This is a genomic window from Pseudomonas sp. GL_117 (assembly GCF_057835125.1).
Map to the genome: position 1 here is coordinate 4,047,268 of NZ_CM174418.1, position 18,111 is coordinate 4,065,378.

The window sequence follows — 18,111 nt, forward strand, 5'->3', positions numbered from 1 at the left end:
GCCATGAGCGATACTCCGCTGCTGCCTCAAGTCGAAGCATTTTTGCGTCGCGACCACGGGCTGTTCATCGACGGCGCCAGCGTGCGCAGCCATTCCAGCCAGACCCTGGCCGTGGTCAACCCGGCCAACGGCGAGGTCATTGCCCACGTGGCCGATGCCGACCTCAGCGACATCGACGCCGCCGTGGCTTCGGCCAATCGCGGCTTCGCGCAATGGTCCCAGGCCGCCCCGGCAACACGCGGCCAGGTACTGCTCAAGCTCGCCGACCTGCTGGAGCGCAACCGCGAAGAACTGGCGCAGATCGAGACCTGCCAGTCGGGCAAGATCATCCAGATCGCCCGTGCGTTCGAGGTCGACCAGGCCGCGCACTTCCTGCGTTATTACGCGGGTTGGGCCACCAAGATCAGCGGCCAGACCATCACCCCGTCACTGCCCTCGTTCAACGGCGAGCGCTACACCGCCTTCACCCTGCGCGAGCCGGTGGGCGTGGTGGTGGGCATCGTGCCGTGGAATTTCTCGACCATGATCGCCATCTGGAAACTCGCCTCGGCGCTGGTCACCGGTTGCAGCATCATCATCAAGCCCAGCGAATTCACCCCGCTGACCATCCTGCGCATCGCCGAGCTGGCGATTGACGCCGGGCTGCCGGCTGGCGTGCTCAATGTGCTGACCGGCGGCGGCCACGTCGGCAAGGGCCTGGTGGAACACTCCGACACCCACAAAGTCTCCTTCACCGGCTCGGTGCCCACCGGCATCGCCGTGGGCCGCAGCGCCATGGGCGCCGGCCTGACCCGTGCCACCCTGGAACTGGGCGGCAAGAACGCCGCCGGGTTCCTGCGCGATGTGGACGTGGACAAGGCCGTGGACGGCATCTTCGAAGCCGGTTTCCTGCACGCCGGGCAGATCTGCGCAGCGGCCGAGCGTTTCTACGTGCACCGCTCGCAGCTCGACGCCGTACTGGAAAAACTCAAGCAGCGCCTCAGCCGCCTGACCATCGGCTCGCCCCTGGACGAACGCACCGAATTCGGCCCGGTCACGCACCATCAACACCAACTCAAACTCCTCGGCTACATCGCCCAGGCCCGCGCCGAACACAACACCATCATCCACGGCGGCACCCTGCTCGACCGTCCCGGCTGCTACATCGAACCTACCGTGATCCTCGCCAACCATGCCCACGACACCCTGCTCAACGAAGAAACCTTCGGCCCCATCGCGACCTTTTTGCCTTATGACGACGAAGACGAACTGCTCGCACTGATGAACAGAGGCCCCTACGGCCTCAGCGCCAGCCTGTGGACCAACGACCTGGGCAAGGCCCTGCGCATGGTCCCGGCGATCAACGCAGGGACGTTGTGGGTGAACATGCACACCCTGCTCGACCCGGCGGTGCCGTTTGGCGGCAACCGGTCCTCGGGGGTTGGGCGGGAGTTTGGCGCAGCGTTCATTGAGGATTACACCGAGCTCAAATCGGTGATGATCCGCTACTGACCCCCATCTTTGGTAGTGAGCGGGCTTGCCCCGCGCTGGGGGGCGAAGCCGCCCCAAATCCAGGCACCTCAGTGTTTCTGATATACCGCGGTGGCCCGTTTGGGGCGGCTTCGCCCCCCCAGCGCGGGCAAGCCCGCTCACTACGAGGCATTGGGGTGGGGGCTGGGTTGTGGCGACGTCCAGGCTACCAACGCCCTGTTCCCAGACTGAACGGCGAAAACTCTGCAAACTGCCAGCGCAACGCCAACGCCGCCGGGCGCTTGACCACATGTTCCACGGTCAGCGTCCACAAGCGTTGCGCGCCCTCGAACTCTGCCACCTGCGGCCCGTCGAGAATCAGCGCGGTACGCCCGGCCACCTGCAGCACGTCCCCGGATTCAAAGTCGATAAACAACAACCCCGCCACCGGGTTCAACTGCAAGTTGCCCAGGGTGTTGAAGAACAGGTTGCCGGCAAAGTCGGGGATGGTCAGCACGTCTCCCTCGACCCGCACGAAGCCGGTGTTGCCGCCACGGTGGGAGACGTCCACCGAGCGTTCGCCATCGGTGTCCACGTAGCTGGCGACGAAGAAGGTGTCGGCGTTGCGGATCAGCGTTTGTGCGCGCTCATCCAGGCTGTCGGAGCGCTCGCTCTGTACGCCGGGTTTGCGCGCAACCCCATCGACCGGGCGCACCTGGATGTACTTGGGACAATTACCGAACGAGTGCACCACCGCCACCGAGAAACCCTCGTGATCAAGGCTGCCAATCCGTCCGTTCATGCGGTTGCGGCGCCGGGTGTTGAGATCGATCCCCAGCACCCCCACCGCCGCCCCTGGATAAAACCCCGCGCGGGCCGGGTCGTTCAAGGGCGGCAGGCTGTCGACCTGCAAGGTCCGCGGGTCCGGCGAGTGGGCGAACCCCGGCGCGCCTTCCACCATCGTCGCCCACGGGATGCCCTGCGCGTCCACCACGCCCAGCAGCAGGTAGGGCAACAACGGATAAAAATCTCGGTGTTGCTCCGGCAAATGGTCACGGATCACCTTGGGCCCGACCACCGCCATGCGGTCGGCCACGCCAACGGCGGCTTGCATCTGCCGTTCACCGGCATGCCAGGGGGAATGTTCGATCGGGTTCATGGCGAGCACCTCAGGTTGTATGTGCCGATGCTGCGCCCCTCTCACCTGCGAGGGAATCACCACCCCAGGCAATCCACTATTACGCCAGCTGAAATGCCGGATGCTCGCGCAATGCCGCAACACAGTGATCGACAAAACTGCGCACGCGCATCGGTGCGTTGCGGCCTTCGCGGTACACCACGTGCACTGGCAACGGTGCCTGCTCATACGCCTGCAACACCCGGCGCAATTGGCCGTTATGCAGGTGCTCGTGCAGCGGATAGCTCAGGCAGCGCACCAGGCCTGCACCCTGCAGCGCCGCATTGATCGCGCCTTGCACGGTGGCGCAACTCAAGCGTGCGCGAGTCTTGAGCGGGTAGCCGGGAAACCCCCAATCCACCTGCCCGGCATTGGCGATCAGCCGATGCTGCTTGAGGTCTCGCGGATGCCGGGGTTCGCCGTGGGCGTTGAGGTAGTCGGGGCTGGCACAGAGGATCTGCCGCACCTGCCCTAGCGGCCGGGCGATCAGTGACGAGCTGGGCAGCTCACCCACAAGGATCGCCACGTCCAGCCCCTCTTCGTGCAGGTTGGGGTAATAGTCGTGGTATCGGGCATTGAGGCGCACCTCGGGATAGCGCTGCAGATAGTCGGCCAACACCGGCGCCATCACATACCGGCTGAACAGCAACGGCAGGAACACCCGCAGATTGCCCTGGGCCTGCACATGCAAGCCCTTGGCCGATGCCTCGGCGGCATCCACGGCGGCGAGCAGGCGCAAGCAGTCAGCCAGGTAGGCGCGGCCGGCGTCGGTGAGGCTTACCCCCTGGGTGCTGCGCTCAAGCAATGCCACGCGCAGGCGCGCTTCCAAACGTGCAACCGCGCGTACCAGGGTCGGGCCCGAGACCTGGGCCCTGCGCGCCGCCGACGCCAGGCTCGGCTGCCCGGCCAGCGCGACGAACAACTGCATGTCGCGATAGCGCTCCATCAATTGCGCCGGTTCAGGGCGGCGTCCTGGCCCAGGCGCTCGCCAAGAAAATCCACAAAGCTGAGGACCTTGGCCGGCACCCGGGCGCTCTTCTGGAACACCACCTGGATCGGCAGCGGCGCCGGTTCAAAGGCTTGCAGCACGATCTCCAATTCCCCCGCCGCCACCAGCGCCGCGACTTGATACGACAACACCCGCGTCACGCCCCAGCCGAGCCGCGCCAGGTTGATCGCGGCGTTATTGGCCGAAACCACCAGGCGCGGCTCGATGGGCACGCTGAGCGGCTGGCCGGCGTCGACAAACGTCCACTCACTGACCAATTGGCTGGACGACGACGTGGCGATCTGAGCGTCACGCAACTGCGCCGGATGCGACGGCCGCCCATGCCTGTCCAGGTACCCCGGCGCCGCACACACCACACGCCGCACTTCACCGACCTGGATCGCCTGCTGCCCCGGTTCGTGCAGATGACCGATGCGCACGGCCACGTCGACACCTTCGTCGGTCATGTTGACCACGCGGTCGACCAGCAGCGCGTTGATCGTGACCAAGGGAAAACGGTCCAGATACGCCCCCAGCACCGGCGCCACATACAGTTCGCCAAACAGCACCGGCGCAGTCACCGTGAGGTGGCCACAGGGGATCGAATAACTGCCCGCCGCAGCCTCTTCGGCTTCATCCAGTTCGGCCAGGATGCGCCGACAGTCTTCCAGATAACGCTGGCCCGCCTCGGTCAGGTGCAGGCTGCGCGTGGTACGCGCCAGCAATTGCGTGCCAATGCGCGCCTCCATGGCGGCGATGGCCCGCGTCACGCTCGGTGGCGAGGTGTTCAAGCGGCGTGCGGCGGCGGCGAAGCCCTGCTCCTCGGCCACCGCGAGGAACACCTGCATTTCGTGGAATCGATCCATTGTTGATCCTTCTGTGGCTTACACACGTGCTGCCTCGCCAACGGTGTCGACTTCAGGCCTGTTGTAGGCCGGCCGCCGTGCGCGGCATGCCGACAAAACCTGGCAACGCCTCGATGCTGGCCAGCCAGGCGCGCACCTGAGGGTAGTCGGCCAGCGACACATTGCCTTCCGGCGCATGGGCGATATAGGTGTAGAAGGCAATATCGGCGATGCTCGGCTGGTCGCTGGCGAGGAAGCGGCTTTGGCTCAGTTGCTGCTCCACCAGCTGCAGCAAGGCATGGGCTCGGCTGATGGCGTCAACCGTATCGATCTGGGCGCCAAACACCACCGCCAAACGCGCAGAAGCCGGACCGACATGCAGTTGACCGGCAGCCGCCGACAACCAACGCTGCACACGGGCCTGGCCCACCGGATCGCTGGGCAGCCATTGGCCTTTGCCATATCGACTGGCGAGGTACACCAGGATCGCATTGGAGTCGGCCAGTACCGTGCCGTTGTCATCGATGGCCGGTACCTGGCCAAAACTGTTGATCGTGGCGAGGAAGTCCGGCGCCTTGTGTGCGCCGTGCTTGAGGTCCACCAGGATGAATTCGGTGGGCAAGCCCAGCAGGGACAGCATCAGCTCGACTCGATGGGAGTGGCCGGACAACGGGAAACCGTACAGTTTGATCGCAGGCTGGGACATGAAAGGCTCCAAAAAGGGGTAATCGACGCCACACATGTTCCACCGCGCCCCGGATCGTTGGAATCACCAGGATTCACAATCCAGCATTTCACCCGGCGAAACAATCATTCACCAAACAATTCCACGATCAGGTTGAACAAGGTGGTCTTGACCGCGCTGTCCAACTCGGTCCAGGCCAGGCCGGTGGTGGCTTGGAACGTCCCCAACTGTAACTGGCGCGCCACGCAATTGGCCGGCAGCGCCCGCGCCGCCTGCTGCGGCAACACCCCCACGCCCAGCCCGGCGGAGACCAGTGCGAGCATGGTGGTGAACTCCCCCAACTCGGAGGCGATCTGCAAGGGCATGCCCACGGCCTGGATAAACTCGTCGTAGAAGCCCGGCGCATAACGTCGCGCCAGGATGTACACCGGCACCTGGAGCAGGTCGCCGGGGTGGATCGACGCTTGTGCCGCCAAGGGATGATCCGCCGGCAAGGCCACGCAGAAATGCTCGTGCAGCACCGCTCGGGTCTGCACCCCGGGGTGGGCGGCGGGCAGGCGCATCAGGCCAAAATCCAGCTGGCCCTGCTTCAGCGCCGCAGCCTGATCGGGGCCGGGCATGTCCTTGAGTTCCAGTTCGATGCGCGGGTAGCGCTGGTGCACCGCGCGGATCAACTGCGGCAACAGGTGCGGCAGCACCGACGACACAAAACCCAGGCGCACCCGGCCGATTTCACCGCGATTGGACGCCCGCGCCGCATCCGCCGCCCGCGCCGCCTGGTGCAGGGTGGCCTGGGCTTCCGGCAGAAACGCGCGGCCAGCGTCAGTCAAGGTCACCGAGTGGCGATTGCGGTCCAGCAGGCGCACGCCCAGACCACTTTCCAGCACTTTGATCTGCATGCTCAGCGCGGGCTGCACGATCGCCAACTGCGCCGCCGCACGGCCGAAATGCAGCTCCTGGGCAAGCACCACAAAGGCGCGCAAGTGCTTCAGCTCCATGAATTTTCCATGGTTATCACGAATATTGATCAGCCCATCACAAATGAAAATTGGACGCTGCCGCACCCCTGCGTTGAAGTAACACCCCGTCATACACGATATGACAGGGCTTGGCCTATAACAATGAGAACAAGGAGGCACCATGCTCGGCATGGCTAACGACACTTATCTGCTACTCGATGCACTGGTCACGATTATCGGATTGATATTGTTGATCACCCACCTCAAGGTCCACCCCTTTGTTGCCCTGACCGTGGCCGCGGGTTTCTTGGGGCTCACCTCCGGCATGCCCGTGGACAAGGTGATGAAAGCCTTCCAGGACGGCTTTGGCGGCGTGCTGGGGTTTGTCGGCATCATCCTTGGCCTGGGCACCATGCTCGGCAAGTTGATGGCCGATTCCGGCGGCGCCGACCAGATCGCCCGCACCCTGATCCGTGCCTTCGGCAAGCGGCGGGTGCACTGGGCGATGATGTTTTCGGCGTTTCTGGTGGGCATTCCACTGTTTTTTGAAATCGGCTTTGTGCTGCTGATCCCACTGGTGTTCATCGTGGCGCGGCGCACCGGGCTGTCGCTGATCAAGGTCGGCATGCCGCTGCTGGCCGGGTTGTCGGTGGTGCACGGGCTGGTGCCGCCCCATCCAGGCCCGTTGTTGGCCATCGGCATCTTCGGCGCAGACATCGGCAAGACGATTTTCTACGGGCTGATCGTCGGCCTGCCCACCGCGGTGATCGCCGGGCCGCTGTTTGGCAACCTGATCTCGCGCTATGTACCCGGCACGCCGTCGCCGGAATTGATGGAACAGTTGGCCAAGGAATCCTCCGGTGAAAACCTGCCGGGCTTTGGTATCACCGTCACCACCATCCTGTTGCCAGTGGTGCTGATGCTGCTCAAAACCTTCGCCGACGTGGCCTTTGCCGCCGACAGCAGCTTGCGGGTGTGGATGGACTTTATCGGCCACCCCATTACCGCCCTGCTCGCGGCCTTGTTGCTGGCGTTCTACACCTTTGGCGCGGCGCGGGGTTTCTCGCGCGAACACCTGAGCAAACTGCTGGATGCCAGCCTCGCGCCCACTGCTGCGATTGTGCTGATCGTCGGCGCCGGTGGGGGTTTCAAACAGATGCTGGTAGCCAGCGGCGTGGGTGATGTGATCGGGCATATGGCGGTGCGTGCCGAGATTTCGCCGATCCTGCTGGCGTGGCTGGTGGCGGCGGTGATTCGCGTTGCGACCGGCTCTGCCACTGTCGCCACCATCACCGGCGCGGGCATCGTCGCCCCGGTGATCGGCTTGCTGCCTGGCGTCAACCGCGAGCTGCTGGTGCTCGCCACCGGCGCCGGTTCGCTGGTGCTGTCCCATGTCAACGACGCCGGTTTCTGGCTGGTGAAGCAGTACTTCAACATGACCGTCGTCGAAACCTTCAAGACCTGGACGCTGATGGAGACCGTGCTCTCCTTCGCCGCCCTGGGGTTCATCATGCTGCTGTCGTTGGTGGTGTGAAGCGTTAGGAGAGTGATCCCATGCAAAACGTTCTAGACAACTTCCGCCTCGATGGCCGCCTCGCGCTGGTCACCGGCTCCAGCGCCGGTATCGGCCTGGCGATTGCCCGTGGCCTGGCCCAGGCGGGTGCGCGGGTGGTGCTCAACGGGCGCAACCGCAGCACCCTGTGCGATGCGGCGGCCATGCTCACCCTAGAAGGCCTGGAGGTGCACACCCAGGCGTTTGATGTGACTGACAGCGCGGCGATCCAGGCCGCCGTGACCGATATTGAAGCGCGTCTCGGCCCGCTGGACATCTTGGTCAACAATGCCGGCATGCAACGGCGCGGGCCGCTGGAAGACTACAGCGAGCAGCACTGGCGCGAACTGCTCAGCACCAACCTCGACAGTGCGTTTCTGGTCGGCCAGGCGGTGGCGCGGGTGATGATTGCGCGCAAGCAGGGGCGCATCATCAATATCTGCTCGGTGCAAAGTGAGCTGGGACGCCCCGGGATCGCGCCGTATGCGGCGAGCAAGGGCGCACTGAAGATGCTGACCAAGGGCATGGCCATCGATTGGGGCCCCCATGGCCTGACGGTCAACGGCATCGGCCCCGGCTATTTCAAGACCGAGTTGAACGCCAACCTGGTGGCCAACCCCGAGTTCAGCGACTGGCTGGTGCAACGCACGCCGAGCCGACGCTGGGGTGACGTGGCCGAACTGGCCGGAGCGGCGGTGTTCCTGGCCAGCGATGCAGCCAGTTTCGTCAACGGTCATATCCTGTATGTCGACGGTGGCATCACCGCGCAGCTGTAATTTTGGAGAATCTCATGCACGCCATTGTCTGCCACGCTTCGAAAGACCTGCGGGTCGAGCCCCAGGACGAACCCCAGGCCCTCGCCCCCGACCAGTTGCGCGTGCGCATCGCCCGGGGCGGTATCTGCGGCTCGGACCTGCATTACTACCAGCACGGCGGCTTCGGCACCGTGCGCCTGCGCGAGCCGATGGTGCTCGGGCATGAAGTCTCGGCGGTGATCGATGCCGTGGGCAGCGACGCCGGCACGTTCAAGGTTGGCCAGCGGATCGCGGTATCGCCCTCGCGCCCGTGCGGCGCTTGCCGCTATTGTCACCAGGGCCTGCCCAACCATTGCCTGGGCATGCGCTTCTACGGCAGCGCAATGCCCTTCCCGCATATCCAGGGCGCGTTTCGCCAGAGCCTGGTGATCGAGACCCATCAGGCCCACCTGCTCGCCGACGGCGTCAGCCTGGCCGAAGGCGCCTTGGCCGAGCCATTGTCCGTGGGGTTGCACGCGATCCAGCGCGCCGGTGCCGTGTTCGGCAAGCGCGTGCTGGTGACCGGCTGCGGGCCCATCGGCAACTTACTGATCGGCAGCCTGCGCGCCGCCGGTGCCGCTGAAATCGTCGCGGTGGACTTGTCCACCAGCGCCCTCGCCTGCGCCGAAAAAATGGGCGCCACGCGCACCCACAACATCGCCGACGGTGCCGATGCGCTCAAACGCTACACCGCGCAAAAGGGCTATTTCGACGTGATGTTCGAAGTCTCCGGCAGCGCCCAGGCCCTGCGCAACGGCCTGGAATGCATCGCGCCACGGGGTGTGCTGGTCACCGTCGGCCTGGGCGGCGACGTGACCCTGCCACTCAACCTGCTGGTCAGCCGCGAAATCGACCTGCGCGGCACCTTCCGCTTCCATCCTGAGTTCGCCCAGGCCGTGGACCTGCTCAACCGCCGGATCATCGACGTCACCCCGGTGATCTCCCACACCGTGCCATTTGGCCAGGCGGTGCAGGCGTTTGAGCTGGCGGCGGACAAGAGTCAGGCGATGAAAGTGGTGTTGGATTTTGGGGTGTCGGATCGGGATTGAGTTCTACTCACCCGCGACCAAATACACGCCCTGAGCCTCAAGCATGCGAATCCTGCGATAGTCCGCCTCGACCACCGCAGGGTTGGCATGCACGAGATAGACCGTACCCGGCTGGCTGAACACATCATGAGTCGCACCTATCTGCTGCCCGTTCTCGACATAAAACACCGCATCGAAAAACGACTCGAGCTTAAGCAGCTCAGTCAGGAACAGGTCTTTATCAAAATAGCCTGCCGAACGGTTGATCAAGCACACGTTGTAGGTGTGTTGCAAACGTCGATAATCGAATGCCCTTGTCAACAATTGCACGAACATGTCGGGTTCGGTAATCGATAAAACCACCGCCTCAATTTGCCCAAGCCCAGTGGTCTGGGCGGACACATCCGGGCGCAAGATACCGTCGGTCCTTGCGGCAATTTCCACCAGTTTTGGCCCTTCCTCCGTAAACATCACCTCGGCGTGGCTTGGGCCGTTGCGGATACCCAGGCAGCGCACCACGGCTCGGGTGTAGTCCACCAGTATCGGATAGACCACAGCGTCGGGCTCGATCAGTTCATCAATGTCATAGACAGTGCCGCCCTCTTTGACACGCTGTTTTTGGTACCGCACGACTTCAGTGACTAGCTGCTGCCCCTCTAGCGAGACCATGTTCACCACATACTCCGACCCTGCCAGATACTCCTGGATCAGTACCTGCGAGTTGGGAATATTGAGTTTGTTCGTCGTTCCCAGCAGCTTTCCCACAGCCCTCTCGCAGTCAAGCAGGGTGTCACAGATATACACCCCATCAGCGCCTGCACTTTCAAGGGGCTTGATGACCACCGGAAAACGCCCGTGATGCCTGATCCAGTCTTGAGCCAGTTCCCATGTGCCTGCGATGAACTGGCGCGCAGCGGGGAGTTGTGCATGGGTCACGCATTGGATCATGTCGTACTTGTTGCGACGGGCGCTGGTTTTATCAAAGTCATTGCGGTAAGGCAGTCGCAGCCGTTCATTCAACTGGTCAGCCAGCAATACACCGGTTTCGGCGCCGGCAATAATAAACTGCGGTTCGAAACGCTCGACCCTTGCAAGGGTTGTGGCGAAATCGGCGTTGACGATCATTTGCTCATACAGCGCCTGATCAAAGCCTTTGTAGTAATAACCGTCCAAGTCGCCCGACGAGGCCACATGCATCAGTACACAGCCCTTTTCACTCAAGCGCCTGGCTACAAATTTCCCGGATGAAAAACCATCGACTACGACGACCCTGATCATGGTGTACCCCTCTTGATTGCATACAACGCACGCCCCAACAGCAAAAGCACGATGATGCCGACCGCGGTGACACTCGCCATGGAAAACGCCACCCTTGTATCCAGGTACTGGAGCAACAGTACAAACACCGGGAGGGTCAGCAACACCAGAGACACGTGAATTGGCGTGAGGTAGTAAATGGTTTTCTGGATCAGGAAAATCGGGAGCAAGTGCCCGACCACGACCAGAATCATCATCGGCACTATCAATTCCCTATCCAGCGCAAAGCCTGCGCCTGATACGGGAATGGCGACGACACAAACAACAATCATCGCCACGTTCCTGACGGCCAGAATTTCGTAGACTGACCATTGGCGCGCGAACATGTCCTTCGAGAAAACCGTATACATCACTGTGCCCAGTGCGCAGACGATCACGGCAACAATGCCCGACAAGCGTTGTTCCAGCGTGGTGTTGACAATACCGCTGTCCCCGGCAAAGGCGTTGAACAACATGATCCCCACCGAGATAAGCACCAGGCATGAAACCAGTGCATCTGCGAAGGCCGCCTTGGCACTGCGTTTTTTGACGAGGGACATGATCAGGGTAAGCGCAGGACCGCAGGCGACCGAAGCAACGCCGACCACCGCTGGCTCCAAATAACGCAAGGCGTAAAACAGGCCGCCCCAGTTGAGCAGCACGGAGACGTTGATGATGACGATGAGCTTCCAATCGGCTTTGAGTTTGGACCGCAAGGAAGCCGAATCGAAATACAACGCGAGTGCGAGAAAAAAGCCAGCAGAAGTAACGAAGCAGTAGAACAACACCAACTGCGTAATGAGGGTTTGCGTGATAAATGCCACGTAGACATCGAACGCGGCGCTTAGCAGGCTGAACAACAATCCAATAAAAACGCCTTGTTTGAGCACGTCGGCACACCCGTTTTGTTGTTAGTTTCGCAACCTAACAAATCAGGTGTGGATTAAATACTGACCGAACGGCTAGGTAGGGCGGGCTGTCACCGCTCTTCGAGCCGCTCCCGCAAAAACCGATGCCCCACCGAAAACAACCGTCGATACGTCAACAGCACCGCCCCCACCGTGCCCAGCGCCGATGATGCGGCAATCAGGAACATGATCACGATCTGATACCGCACCGCATCCGCCGGGCTTTCTCCTGCCAGGACCTGGCCGGTCATCATGCCGGGCAGGCTGACGATGCCGACGACGGTCATCTGGTTCAGCGTCGGGATCATGCCCGCGCGTACGGCTTGGCGGATGGCGTCCTGGGCGGCTTCCCAGCGTGAGCCGCCGAGGGCCAGAATCATTTCGATGGTGTTGCGCCCCGAGGTCAGTTCCTGGGTCATGCGCTCGATGCCCAGGGACACGCCGGTCAGGGTGTTGCCAAGGATCATCCCGAGGATCGGGATCGCGTACTGCGGTTCGTACCACGGGTGGATACGGATCACCGCGAACAGCCCCACCGCCGTGACCAGCCACGAGCTGCCCCACACCGACAATATGCTGTCGACCCGCTGGCCCTTGTACGTGCGCCGCCCGCGCCCGGCGGCAGAGATGCCGGCGATCAAGGTCATGGCGCACATCAACGGCAGCACCACGTACCAGTAGGCGAACTCGAACACCCAGCCCAACAGATAACCGATGGCCAGCAGTTGCACCACGGTGCGCACTGCCGCCCACAACAGTTGGCGGCCCAGGCCCAGGCGCAGCAGCAGCGACAGCGCGCCGTTGATCAGGATCAGCGAGGCCGCGATGCCCAGGTCGAGGGCCGTGAGGTTCTGGTAGTTCATGGCTGGGTGGCTCCGCTCAGAACGCCCGCGTTCATGTGCAGGTGGATGTTGCTCATGCGCTGCGCCTGGTCGAGATCATGGGAAACCCAGATGCAGGCACGGGACTTGTCGGCGCAGAACCAGGCGTCAATCAGCGCTTCCACTTCGCGGGACGAGGTGGGATCGAGGGCGGCGGTAGGCTCATCCAGCAGCAGCACCTCGGGATTGAGTTGCAGGGTGCGGATCAGCGAGACGACCTGGGATTCGCCACCCGATAGGTCAGCGGCGTTCTTCGACAGAAAATCCGCTGCCTTGCCAGCGTGGCCCAACAGGGTGGTAACCGCGCCCAGGTCGAAGCTGCGATTGCGCGAGGTCTTGAGGCTGAAAGGCAAGCGCAGGTTGTCTTCCACCGTGCCTTCGAGCAGCGCCGGGCGCTGGGACAGGTAGCTGACATGGCAACGGTAATGGGGAATCTCGGCGTTGCTGATCGGTTGGCCGTTCCACAGGATTTGCCCGGAACTGGGCGCGTCCAGCAGGGCCAAGGCGCGCAGGAAGACACTTTTGCCAGAGCCGGAGGAACCGGTGATGGAGACACGATCGGCTGCGTTCAAGATGAAATCGGTGGGCTGGAGCAACGGCACCTGGCGGCGCTCGTCCATGCGCGTGAGGGCGCGGGTTTCGATCAGTGCGCTCATGGACGCGGGGTTCCTTTCGATTCGGTTAAGCGCAATGGTGCCCCACGGGCTATACGGGGTCAAAATGTGGGAGCGGGCTTGCCCGCGAAAGCGCTGGCTCAGCCACTGAGCCTGTATCTGACACGCTGCATTCGCGAGCAAGCCTGCTCCCACCTCTGGATCTTGATCGATCAGCGTGTTGCACACCCCGACGATCCTGCCTATATTCTTCGCCTGGCGCCTTCTACGCCACCTTCCGCGGAAAGGGCTGCGCCCAGGACACTGCAACACCCTTATTTTTCTACGACTCCCGACCTTAAAGCGGACAAGGTTCAGACAAGGAGCTCGTATGTCCCAGCACTTCAACACCGACGGTCGCCTCAACCTTGAGCAACAGCGCAAGCGCGCCAAGGAACTGCTGGCGCGCCTCAAAGCCCAAGACTCCAGCGCCATCCTGTCCCAGGCGCAATGGGCGATCGCCAAGAGACTGGGCTTCAGCAGTTGGCCCAAGCTCAAGGCCCATGTCGACGCCATCGACTTCGCCGCCCGCCACCCCGACTTCGCCGCCAGCGATGAAGCCCGCACCACCCACTGGCGCTGCGGCAATGACATCGCCCACAGCCTGCAGCTGGCCGGGTTCAAGGGCCGGTTCCAGATGCTCAGCGACCCGTTGTGCATGGGCCCGGTGCGCGACCTGCCCACTGATGATTACCAGGCCCTGCGCGCGGCCTTTATCAGCCAGGCGTTTGCCCTGGACCAGAACGAGGCCACGCGCCGGCTGGCCGACGAATACCTGCAACTGGAAGCCTTGGCCCACGCCGAACACAGCGTGCTGTGGTGCGAAGCCGACGCTTACGACCAACTGTTCCTGATTCGTGCATTGGCAGGCCTGGAGCGGGTGCCAAAGAAACTGGAGCTGATCGAGGTTGACCGCATACCCGGTGTGCAGCGCTTTATCGGTATCGGCCAATTGGCGCCCGACCTGCTTGCATGGCTGTGGCCGCAACGGCGCTTGATCGATGAGCAGGCCGTGCAACTGGCCAAACAGGCGTGGGCCGCGTATTGCGACAGCGCGCCGATCAAATGGGCGCAGCTGGCTCACGGCACTCACCCGGCCCTGCCGTTTTTGGCGCCCGCATTGCTGCGGCAGTTGCAGGAGTTGCCCGGCGCCCGCGATGGCTTGTCGCTGACCGAGCGCCTGACCCTGAGCTACCTTGCCGAAGCCGGGCCAAAACCTGCGGGCCGGGTGTTCGCCGAGTTGATGGCCAAGCGCGAACCGCTGCCGTTCCTGGGGGACATGATGTTCTATGCGCTGTTGCGGCCGTTGATCGATGGGGCCGACCCCTTGCTGACGGAAACTCCAGCAGGGTTGGCGCTGACCGAATTGGGCCGGGCGGTGCTCGATGGGCAAGCGTATTGGCTGGAGCATGCCAGTCATGAGCGGTGGGTAGGTGGTACACGGGTCACACCCGGCCAACCGCATTGGGTGATTGACGCAAACCTGCACCCCCTCTGGCGCCACCCCTAAGTGCTTGCCCGCGCTGGGGGGCGAGACCACCTGGCAGGTGAAATACGCTTACGACTTTGCCTCGGTCGGCGTACCGGGCCTGAGCCTCATGGGCATGTTTTAGCTACACGTGGTGATCGGCTGGCAGACGCCATCGTGCACGCGATCCGCCAGCAACTGCGCCAGTTCGATCAGTTGCGCGACACCACCTGGGTCGGCGATTACGCTACTGTACTGGCGCGACGAGGGTGAATCCGCAAACGACGGCCACCTGTTGCACGGCGCGGTTGTCCGCCACCTTAAAATTTCGAGGCTGATTGTTCATGCGTAATCTGATGTTTTCCGGCGTGTGCCTGCTTTCCACCGCCCTGATCGGCTGCCAGCAGCAACCACCCGCGAACGACCAGCTGGACGCAGTGCTGTGGACGCAAACGTCGATCGAGCACGAGCTGATTTACCGCCAGATATTCGCCAGCGCCACGCGCCAGCTGGATACTGCCCTGGCCGACCCGACCTGGGACGCCCTGGCCCTGCCGCCGCGAGACCTCGCCGGTTTGCCGCCGGCCGTGGTGGTCGACATCGACGAAACCGTGCTCGACAACGTGCCGCTCAATGCGCGGGACATCCTCACCAACCAGGTCTACTCCTACGACCGCTGGAACACCTGGGTCGACCAGGCCAAGGCCCAGGCCCTGCCGGGTGCCGTCGAGTTCTTGCAGGCGGCGGACAAGAAAGGCATCACCGTCTACTACATCACCAACCGCGAACACAGCCAGGTCCAGGCCACGGTCAACAACCTGCGCCTGCGCGGTTTTCCGGTGGCGCACAACGAACAGGTGCTGGCCGCCAGCACCCCGACCGGCGGCTGCGAACAGGCTGGCTACGGTAAGAACTGCCGACGCCAATGGGTCGCCAGCCATGCCCGCGTGCTGATGCTGGCCGGGGATTCCTTCGGCGACTTCGTGCAGGCCGAACACAACACCCTGGCCGACCAACGCAAGGCCGCCGCACCGTACCTGGCCTGGCTAGGCCAGCGCTGGTTCCTGCTGCCCAACCCGACCTACGGCAACTGGTACAGCGCGCCCTATGGCGACCAGGAAAAACTGCCCTTCGAACGCAAGCGCCAGCTCAAGCAACAGGCGTTGCACCTGGAAAATTAGTTGTCAATTCTGGCGCCCGGATGCGTTGTCGATAGGGATGCAGACGCGGTATCCGGGCACGCGGTGAGGTGTCAGGCCTTTACGTTCTGCCGGATATTCCACCCAAACTTCACCGGCCCACCGTCCTTGGCACCGTCGGCCTTCTGCGGCTGGTAGCTGACATCCACGGTGGCGAAATTCAAGGCGATGCGGTCGTAGAGCAGATCATCCTTGCTTTCTGCGCTGGTGCTGTAAGACACCACCATGACTTCCTTCAACGTAATCACCAAGTACTCCACCGGGCTGGAGCCGCCCGCCTTGCGCACCACCAACCGCGCTTCGGGGTAATGTTTGCCGCTGGCGCAGGCCATCATCAGGTTGGGGCTGGATTTATCCAGCGGTTTGCTCAGGTTCAGGTTGTTGATATCGACCTTGCCCGCACCGCCCCCCGTACCCGAATGCATCGAACCCGTCTGCGACAACCCCCACGCCCATTCGGTGATGTCGATCTCGTCGCGGTGCGCCTGGTCCCGTGACTCGCCCTTGATATCGCCCAGTTTCAAAAACATATCGACGGCCATGTTGGCTCCCTCTCCTTAGTCAGCGCCGGAAATGGCGCGGGGCGAACTTTTCCTGATCCGACACGAGGGCCACAAGCCGCCACAGCAGGATCGGGAAGCGCCTGTCGGCAAACACCGAAACTTCCGACATTCATTTGCGCCAACGCGTCTTTAACCTCTCAACTCCCGAAACACCCAGGAGTTAAGGAATGACGACCGCCCTGTTCAAAGATGGATTTCCCTCGGCCCACCGCACCACGCGCCAGCGAATTGAAAGCAGCATTGACCTGCGTCGACTGTTCTGCGCCATCGACGCCGACCCTGCGCTGATTGGTGCGGGGGTGGTGTATATCGATGAAGATTTCAATGTGCTGACACTGCGCGAGTTTCAAGCGGTGTGCAGTGTGCAGGTGAAAAAGGTGGTGTTGCGTGAGGCGCCGAGGGCGGTGGGGCCGGTGGAGTTCAAGCGGATGTTGGAGCATGAGCCGCGGGAGTCGGAATGGGTGGCGGAAGGGCTTATCGCTGCGGTGACATGCGCAGGAGCGGTACTGAGCTGGTTCGTCGTTACGACTGGAATTACGCTCATGCCGTTTACGGCGGGGACCAGTGTGGTGCTTACGTTTATTGGCAAAGCCGCCATGGCCGCGAGCGTCACCCAATGCTTGATCGGCGTTGGTAGAACAACCGCTGCATGGATTGACCCGCAAGCACTGGAGCGTCTCGACGATGAAGCCTGGTACCAGGCGGCAGTCGCAGTATTGGATGGCATCGCCCTGGCTGGAATAGGGACATCCACCGTGACGACAGTCAAAGCAATCAATGTCAGTACCCGAGTAACGGGCAAACCAATTCGCCAGGTACTGAAAGGGCTGACACGACAAGAACGAGCAAAACTCAATAATGAATTGCTCAGAATCAATGACCCACGATTGACCACAAAACTACTCAAACTGAAGCAAGCCGCCGGCACTGCGACCAAACGTATCAGTGCAACACAGATGAAACGTATCACCGCTACTCACATAAGCGATTCAGTGGCAGGAATATTTGGCGTCACCAGTAGCGCCGTGTCCGGGAACATCAAGCCACTCGCTATCGGTCTCTATGAGGAGATCCGCCAATGAAAAAACGGCGAGCACAAAAGATCCTGGAAAAAATGGGCTACGACGAGCCCCCGGCGCCTGACTGGAAAACCATGAGCGCAACAGATTTCTACTATTCAGCCTTCTACATCACAGACCCTCGACTGCTACGCAAACGCTACATGCATGTCATTGGTGGCTGGATACTTGCGGGCTGTTTTTCAATTGCGATGACCGGCGTTCTGGTTTTGGTCACCTACCTCTGCGGGGCACTCGAAGGAGAAACCTTGCGCAACTGGTTTTTTTCCGGACTGACGATCGGTGTGGTGTTCGCTATTGCTCAAATACAAGTGTTGTATGGTCACGCTCATTGGGTCTGGATAAATGTCGGGATCTACTGCCTGTGCTTTCTGAGCTCACTCCCCGCAATCACGTACACCCCCAACATTTACCTGTACTCCATGGCTCTTCTCAGCCCCCTGATCGGCCTACTCATCCTCAACAGCAACCGCTGCCGCGAACTGCGCGACAAGATGGTTGAACTCCGACACAAGCGCGAACACATCATCGCCACCCTGAAAAAACAGGGCAAATGGAAAGGGTGGTAAATGCCGCGCTCACGCCGT

At 62.2% G+C, this 18,111-nt stretch carries 19 protein-coding genes; 9 read left to right on the forward strand and 10 right to left on the reverse strand.

Features of this window, described 5'->3' with window-relative positions; all coding sequences use genetic code 11:
- Positions 1 to 3 precede the first annotated feature (3 nt).
- Positions 4 to 1,491, forward strand: coding sequence for an aldehyde dehydrogenase family protein (locus tag AC3ISR_RS18225; protein WP_463983496.1), 1,488 nt, complete (start codon positions 4 to 6; stop codon positions 1,489 to 1,491).
- Between the two features lie 184 nt (positions 1,492 to 1,675).
- Here the strand turns inward: AC3ISR_RS18225 and AC3ISR_RS18230 are convergent, their stop codons facing one another.
- The 5 genes from AC3ISR_RS18230 to AC3ISR_RS18250 all read right to left on the reverse strand — a co-directional run bounded on the left by AC3ISR_RS18230 (position 1,676) and on the right by AC3ISR_RS18250 (position 6,142).
- Positions 1,676 to 2,608 (reverse strand): flavin-nucleotide-binding protein, encoded by a 933-nt coding sequence (locus AC3ISR_RS18230; RefSeq protein ID WP_463983495.1) that lies wholly within the window; start codon positions 2,606 to 2,608, stop codon positions 1,676 to 1,678.
- A 79-nt stretch (positions 2,609 to 2,687) separates the two neighbouring features.
- Positions 2,688 to 3,572 (reverse strand): LysR family transcriptional regulator, encoded by an 885-nt coding sequence (locus tag AC3ISR_RS18235; RefSeq protein WP_463983494.1) that lies wholly within the window; start codon positions 3,570 to 3,572, stop codon positions 2,688 to 2,690.
- Complete coding sequence (locus tag AC3ISR_RS18240) at positions 3,572 to 4,480, reverse strand: LysR family transcriptional regulator (RefSeq protein WP_463983493.1); 909 nt, start codon at positions 4,478 to 4,480, stop codon at positions 3,572 to 3,574. Before AC3ISR_RS18240 ends, AC3ISR_RS18235 begins: the two co-directional genes overlap by 1 nt.
- Before the next feature lie 52 nt (positions 4,481 to 4,532).
- On the reverse strand, positions 4,533 to 5,165 hold the full coding sequence (locus tag AC3ISR_RS18245) for a glutathione S-transferase family protein (RefSeq protein ID WP_192296757.1): 633 nt from the start codon (positions 5,163 to 5,165) through the stop codon (positions 4,533 to 4,535).
- Between the two features lie 104 nt (positions 5,166 to 5,269).
- Positions 5,270 to 6,142: a LysR family transcriptional regulator gene (locus AC3ISR_RS18250; protein ID WP_463983492.1), complete on the reverse strand. Its 873-nt coding sequence runs from the start codon at positions 6,140 to 6,142 to the stop codon at positions 5,270 to 5,272.
- Positions 6,143 to 6,284: 142 nt separating this feature from the next.
- On the opposite strand from AC3ISR_RS18250, the gene AC3ISR_RS18255 reads away from it, so the two are divergent.
- From AC3ISR_RS18255 to AC3ISR_RS18265, 3 genes are read left to right on the forward strand one after another with little or no spacing between them, the layout of a single operon-like run.
- Positions 6,285 to 7,637, forward strand: coding sequence for a GntP family permease (locus tag AC3ISR_RS18255; protein ID WP_192296759.1), 1,353 nt, complete (start codon positions 6,285 to 6,287; stop codon positions 7,635 to 7,637).
- Between the two features lie 20 nt (positions 7,638 to 7,657).
- Positions 7,658 to 8,431 carry a glucose 1-dehydrogenase gene (locus tag AC3ISR_RS18260; RefSeq protein ID WP_192296760.1) on the forward strand — a complete coding sequence of 258 codons (774 nt, stop codon included), beginning with the start codon at positions 7,658 to 7,660 and terminating at the stop codon, positions 8,429 to 8,431.
- Between the two features lie 14 nt (positions 8,432 to 8,445).
- Positions 8,446 to 9,498 carry an L-idonate 5-dehydrogenase gene (locus AC3ISR_RS18265; RefSeq protein WP_463983491.1) on the forward strand — a complete coding sequence of 351 codons (1,053 nt, stop codon included), beginning with the start codon at positions 8,446 to 8,448 and terminating at the stop codon, positions 9,496 to 9,498.
- A gap of 3 nt (positions 9,499 to 9,501) precedes the next feature.
- Here AC3ISR_RS18265 and AC3ISR_RS18270 read toward each other — a convergent pair whose 3' ends face one another.
- The 4 genes from AC3ISR_RS18270 to AC3ISR_RS18285 form a co-directional block, all read right to left on the reverse strand.
- Positions 9,502 to 10,755, reverse strand: coding sequence for an ATP-grasp domain-containing protein (locus tag AC3ISR_RS18270; protein ID WP_463983490.1), 1,254 nt, complete (start codon positions 10,753 to 10,755; stop codon positions 9,502 to 9,504).
- Positions 10,752 to 11,663 (reverse strand): EamA family transporter, encoded by a 912-nt coding sequence (locus AC3ISR_RS18275; RefSeq protein WP_192296763.1) that lies wholly within the window; start codon positions 11,661 to 11,663, stop codon positions 10,752 to 10,754. Before AC3ISR_RS18275 ends, AC3ISR_RS18270 begins: the two co-directional genes overlap by 4 nt.
- An 89-nt stretch (positions 11,664 to 11,752) precedes the next feature.
- Entirely contained in the window at positions 11,753 to 12,544 is a 792-nt protein-coding gene (locus AC3ISR_RS18280; protein WP_192296764.1) for an ABC transporter permease, read from the reverse strand.
- Complete coding sequence (locus tag AC3ISR_RS18285; RefSeq protein WP_463983489.1) at positions 12,541 to 13,218, reverse strand: ABC transporter ATP-binding protein; 678 nt, start codon at positions 13,216 to 13,218, stop codon at positions 12,541 to 12,543. Before AC3ISR_RS18285 ends, AC3ISR_RS18280 begins: the two co-directional genes overlap by 4 nt.
- A 328-nt stretch (positions 13,219 to 13,546) precedes the next feature.
- Between AC3ISR_RS18285 and AC3ISR_RS18290 the strand changes: the two genes are divergently transcribed.
- The 3 genes from AC3ISR_RS18290 (at position 13,547) to AC3ISR_RS18300 (ending at position 15,864) form a co-directional block, all read left to right on the forward strand.
- Entirely contained in the window at positions 13,547 to 14,725 is a 1,179-nt protein-coding gene (locus AC3ISR_RS18290) for a DUF1835 domain-containing protein (RefSeq protein ID WP_489324395.1), read from the forward strand.
- Positions 14,726 to 14,729: 4 nt separating this feature from the next.
- Positions 14,730 to 14,828, forward strand: a complete 99-nt coding sequence (locus tag AC3ISR_RS18295) for an OprD family outer membrane porin (RefSeq protein WP_489324396.1) — start codon at positions 14,730 to 14,732, stop codon at positions 14,826 to 14,828.
- Positions 14,829 to 15,027: 199 nt separating this feature from the next.
- Entirely contained in the window at positions 15,028 to 15,864 is an 837-nt protein-coding gene (locus AC3ISR_RS18300) for a 5'-nucleotidase, lipoprotein e(P4) family (protein ID WP_463983486.1), read from the forward strand.
- Positions 15,865 to 15,935: 71 nt separating this feature from the next.
- On the opposite strand, the gene AC3ISR_RS18305 is transcribed toward AC3ISR_RS18300, so the two are convergent.
- A complete protein-coding gene (locus AC3ISR_RS18305; protein WP_192296768.1) occupies positions 15,936 to 16,424 on the reverse strand; it encodes an Hcp family type VI secretion system effector in 489 nt (162 codons plus the stop codon).
- A gap of 188 nt (positions 16,425 to 16,612) precedes the next feature.
- On the opposite strand from AC3ISR_RS18305, the gene ssp4 reads away from it, so the two are divergent.
- Positions 16,613 to 17,527, forward strand: a complete 915-nt coding sequence (gene ssp4 / locus AC3ISR_RS18310) for an Ssp4 family T6SS effector (RefSeq protein WP_489324397.1) — start codon at positions 16,613 to 16,615, stop codon at positions 17,525 to 17,527.
- Positions 17,524 to 18,093 (forward strand): hypothetical protein, encoded by a 570-nt coding sequence (locus AC3ISR_RS18315; RefSeq protein WP_463983484.1) that lies wholly within the window; start codon positions 17,524 to 17,526, stop codon positions 18,091 to 18,093. The genes ssp4 and AC3ISR_RS18315 overlap by 4 nt, the downstream gene beginning before the upstream one ends.
- Positions 18,094 to 18,111 lie beyond the last annotated feature (18 nt).

Excerpts from the sequence above, each read along its gene's own strand:
- AC3ISR_RS18300 (WP_463983486.1), top strand. The coding sequence starts at position 15,028 with ATGCGTAATCTGATGTTTTCCGGCGTGTGCCTGCTTTCCACCGCCCTG.
- AC3ISR_RS18230 (WP_463983495.1), bottom strand. The coding sequence starts at position 2,608 with ATGAACCCGATCGAACATTCCCCCTGGCATGCCGGTGAACGGCAGATG.
- AC3ISR_RS18225 (WP_463983496.1), top strand. The coding sequence starts at position 4 with ATGAGCGATACTCCGCTGCTGCCTCAAGTCGAAGCATTTTTGCGTCGC.
- AC3ISR_RS18235 (WP_463983494.1), bottom strand. The coding sequence starts at position 3,572 with ATGGAGCGCTATCGCGACATGCAGTTGTTCGTCGCGCTGGCCGGGCAG.
- AC3ISR_RS18240 (WP_463983493.1), bottom strand. The coding sequence starts at position 4,480 with ATGGATCGATTCCACGAAATGCAGGTGTTCCTCGCGGTGGCCGAGGAG.
- AC3ISR_RS18260 (WP_192296760.1), top strand. The coding sequence starts at position 7,658 with ATGCAAAACGTTCTAGACAACTTCCGCCTCGATGGCCGCCTCGCGCTG.
- AC3ISR_RS18280 (WP_192296764.1), bottom strand. The coding sequence starts at position 12,544 with ATGAACTACCAGAACCTCACGGCCCTCGACCTGGGCATCGCGGCCTCG.
- AC3ISR_RS18290 (WP_489324395.1), top strand. The coding sequence starts at position 13,547 with ATGTCCCAGCACTTCAACACCGACGGTCGCCTCAACCTTGAGCAACAG.
- AC3ISR_RS18270 (WP_463983490.1), bottom strand. The coding sequence starts at position 10,755 with ATGATCAGGGTCGTCGTAGTCGATGGTTTTTCATCCGGGAAATTTGTA.
- ssp4 (WP_489324397.1), top strand. The coding sequence starts at position 16,613 with ATGACGACCGCCCTGTTCAAAGATGGATTTCCCTCGGCCCACCGCACC.
- AC3ISR_RS18285 (WP_463983489.1), bottom strand. The coding sequence starts at position 13,218 with ATGAGCGCACTGATCGAAACCCGCGCCCTCACGCGCATGGACGAGCGC.
- AC3ISR_RS18305 (WP_192296768.1), bottom strand. The coding sequence starts at position 16,424 with ATGGCCGTCGATATGTTTTTGAAACTGGGCGATATCAAGGGCGAGTCA.
- AC3ISR_RS18245 (WP_192296757.1), bottom strand. The coding sequence starts at position 5,165 with ATGTCCCAGCCTGCGATCAAACTGTACGGTTTCCCGTTGTCCGGCCAC.
- AC3ISR_RS18265 (WP_463983491.1), top strand. The coding sequence starts at position 8,446 with ATGCACGCCATTGTCTGCCACGCTTCGAAAGACCTGCGGGTCGAGCCC.
- AC3ISR_RS18255 (WP_192296759.1), top strand. The coding sequence starts at position 6,285 with ATGCTCGGCATGGCTAACGACACTTATCTGCTACTCGATGCACTGGTC.
- AC3ISR_RS18315 (WP_463983484.1), top strand. The coding sequence starts at position 17,524 with ATGAAAAAACGGCGAGCACAAAAGATCCTGGAAAAAATGGGCTACGAC.
- AC3ISR_RS18250 (WP_463983492.1), bottom strand. The coding sequence starts at position 6,142 with ATGGAGCTGAAGCACTTGCGCGCCTTTGTGGTGCTTGCCCAGGAGCTG.